The organism is Phytobacter sp. V69, assembly GCF_965644215.1.
Classification (GTDB): domain Bacteria; phylum Pseudomonadota; class Gammaproteobacteria; order Enterobacterales; family Enterobacteriaceae; genus Phytobacter.
Genome location: NZ_CBFFRL010000316.1, coordinates 1 through 3,584 on the forward strand (window position 1 = coordinate 1; position 3,584 = coordinate 3,584).

Below are 3,584 nucleotides of genomic sequence, written 5' to 3' on the forward strand. Positions count from 1 at the left end.
CAGGCAACCGTCTGTGGTGTTTGCAGAGCTAAGATTGGCGGCTTAGCGTTGCACTTCGGAGTTGAATCCGCCAAGAGTAACGTTAATTTTTGAAGGTTTTAAATGAAAAAAATATATATCGCATCCGACTTCTTAATGACGAGTTCAGAGGAGCAAGATAATAATATTCGATGGCTCAATGATTTTTTAAATAGACCTCTTTCACTGTCCACTAATATAGAAATAAATTGTTTTTCTACAGGTAAATATAATAAGATAAAATTTGAGCAATCCGAGTTTTTCAAACGTTCTGGAATAAACTACGAACCAACTGCAAAACAATTTTATTACAATGAAAAAGATGTTACCGACTTAGCTTATAGTTATCTGTCTGATTTTTTTGGGAAAGATGATATAATTATTGGTTATGAGCTTTCTAATCAAACTAGACGTGTTTTAGAAAACATAGGTGCTACATATATTGATATCTGGTTGCACCCGATAAGATATTTAGATGACGTACTTTTTGGGTTATGCTCAAACAATGTGAGTGTTCATTCATTGCTTAACGAGTTTAACATTAATTCTGAAGCCTATCACCTATATGCAGATAGGTTGAAAGTTCAAAATTACAGAGGGCATCGTCGTAGTAATATAAAACTTAAAGCTAATTCAGCTTTATTTGTTGGTCAAACACTTACCGATAAAGCTATATTCCATGATAACAAAATGCTTACACTGCTGGATTTTAAGAACGAATTCGAAACCGCAGTGAAAAAATATGACCATGTATATTACAGTCGACATCCTTTTGTGAAAGATGGTGATGAGGAAATTCTCAATTACCTTAAACGATTTAAGAATGTTTCGTTAAATAATGATCCAGCATACCATTTGCTGGCTTCACCAGAAATTGAGTATGTATTCTCAATTTCATCATCTGTGGTTCATGAAGCAAAGTATTTCGGGAAAAAAACTGATTTCTTATATCGCCCGGTAATTACAATAGGTAATGATATTAGTAATTATCAAAGTGTAATGCATGAAATATTTTATGGTAGTTTTTGGAGTAAAATATTATCACCTGTTATTTCAACCCGGGATCTGAAACCAGTAGAGTATTTCTCTGGTAAAGATAAAACACGAGATGCACTATCATTTTATTGGGGTTATCGAAATATAGATAAAGTTGAAAGCCTCAAACAGACGGTGTCAACGTTATGGAATAAAAATAGCAACAGCATAGGAAGGAATGATTCGAAGATGGCATCTAAAAAAATTAAAACGATTTATGAAATAATTGATGATTGTAAAATAGTTTCCTTCGATATTTTTGATACACTTATCACCAGGAAAGTGTTTTCGCCTAGAGAAATATTCAATCTTGTAGAAGAAAAATATAACAAAAATGCTCAGGTGAAAATTAGAGATTTTAAGCAATTCAGAATTCTTTCAGAGAACAAAGCATTAGATAATGCAAAAGATGCAGGAAGGCAAGATTGTACCTTGGATGAAATTTATTCAGAATTTAAATCGATGCTGTCTTTGGCAGATGAGGTTGCAACTGAATTAATGAATCTCGAAATCGAAGTCGAAATTGAAAATATAATAAGACGTGATAGAGGTATTGAGATTTTAGATTATGCTAAAAAAGTTAATAAAAAAATAATATTGACTTCTGATATGTATTTAACATCAGATATTATTGAGAGAATTTTACTAAAAAATAACATTAATGGGTACTCTCAATTATATGTATCTTGTGAAATTGGATTGAAGAAAAAAACAGGCGATCTATTTAAATATGTTTTAGAAGACAATGCAGTGTTAAAATCTGATATTGTTCATATCGGCGATAACATCGATGGTGATATCAAAGTTCCGGAAGAAATGGGAATTTTAGCATATAGAATACCTAGATCTCTTGATATTGCTAAATTTAAACATGTTCAATTGAAAGATTGGATCGATAGTATATCTGTTAATAAAACTCCTTTACTGGATGCAATTGTTACATCAGTTACTAACCGTTTCTATGACGATGAACTCGCTGCTAATAAGAGTCTATATGATGGAAATCGATTTAAATTTGGGTACTGTGCATTTGGGCCATTAATTTTAGGTTTTACGTCATGGCTACGTAATGAGCTTAATAAGAAAAATATTAACAAGGTTTACTTCTTATCTAGAGATACCAAGATTGTTTATGACTGTTTTAATACACTTTATTCTAATGATGATATCCAAATAAAATATCTCTATTCATCAAGACGTTCTGTAAAAATCCCTCTTTATGAAAGCAGGATTGATTTACTCTCAGAAGTTTATAAAACAATTTATTCGACTACCATATCTAAATGGTTGGAAACACGTTTTGGTTTATCAAAGGATATGTATGGTGAAGATATTCTAACCAAATACGGCATGTCTGGTTATGACCATCCCATTGGTGGGAAATTTAGTAAAGAGAAACTTGCTGATTTAGTATCGACTTTAGCCGATAAGATACTGCTGAATGCAAGTGAAGAAAGAAATGTTTTGAATAGCTACTTAACATCTGAAGGTATGGATACTTCAGATGATATTGCGATCGTCGATATAGGATATGCGGGTACAATGCAGGCTGCTTACAGATCCATTTTGCAGAAGAGCAATATCCATGGTTTTTATTACGCAACGTTCAATACGGCGATAAAAAATATTGATGATTTATCACTCATCAATGGCTACAGTTTAAATTTAGGAATTCCAAATTCGAGTAGAAATGGAATTTGTACTCACCGTTTTTTCTATGAGTCCATTTTTTGCGATGCAGACTATAGTTTCATTAGACCCGTACGGACCGAAATAGGGTTTGAATTTATAAAGACTGATTTTGATGATTCCGTTCGACAATCTGTAGTTAAAGATATTCATGCCGGGGTATTAGCACTAGCAGAGAGCTTAAAATCATCCTATAGCTCGGATACATTGACCTCACCTATTGATCCTGAAATAGGGTCAATGCTGTTTGACCAATTCCTTAAAAATCCAGATCTTGAAGATGCTTCAATTTTTAAAGGAGTGTTATTTGAGGATTCTGTAGTTCCTAACGCACGGCGTTACCTTTTTGTTCCAGATTCCATGAAGGGTGATAAAACGGCTATTTCAAACATGATTTGGAAAGAAGCGGCAATAAAGTTCTTCAAGGCCACTGATGGCAAACGTGCAACACCAGTTCAACAATCTAATGCTAATGTGTTAGAAAAGAAAAAAACTGATGAAAAACAAACCGTGGTAATGAAGAGATCTAAGCTCTTAGCTATTGAGAGTAAGTTAATAAAGATTAGTGTAAACGATAGAAAAGTTAGAAAATATCAGAGAGACCGTGAACTCTTTTTTGCGGACTCAAAAAACTATTTTATTTCAACTTATTATAAGTTTATTGGGCGCAAAATTGCTTGATTTTTAGATGAAAATGGCCATGCAATTAATATTGTATGGCCATTTTATTATATATTTAGGATTGTCTGTATAATTATTTTTTTTGGCGCGAATTCAGATAATAAGTGCAACGCTCGGACATGATTGTGGAGAGTGTAGGAGGAAGGGTTAACTACCGATAA

Annotated in this window: 1 protein-coding gene; it reads left to right on the top strand. The window is 32.9% G+C overall.

The annotated features are described in order from the left end of the window. Window positions 1-102 precede the first annotated feature (102 nt). Window positions 103-3,423, top strand: coding sequence for an HAD family hydrolase (locus ACSZPU_RS24350; RefSeq protein WP_499004142.1), 3,321 nt, complete (start codon window positions 103-105; stop codon window positions 3,421-3,423). The last annotated feature ends 161 nt before the right edge of the window (window positions 3,424-3,584 follow it).

Coding starts and splice junctions, on each gene's coding strand:
- ACSZPU_RS24350 (WP_499004142.1), top strand. CDS start 103: ATGAAAAAAATATATATCGCATCCGACTTCTTAATGACGAGTTCAGAG.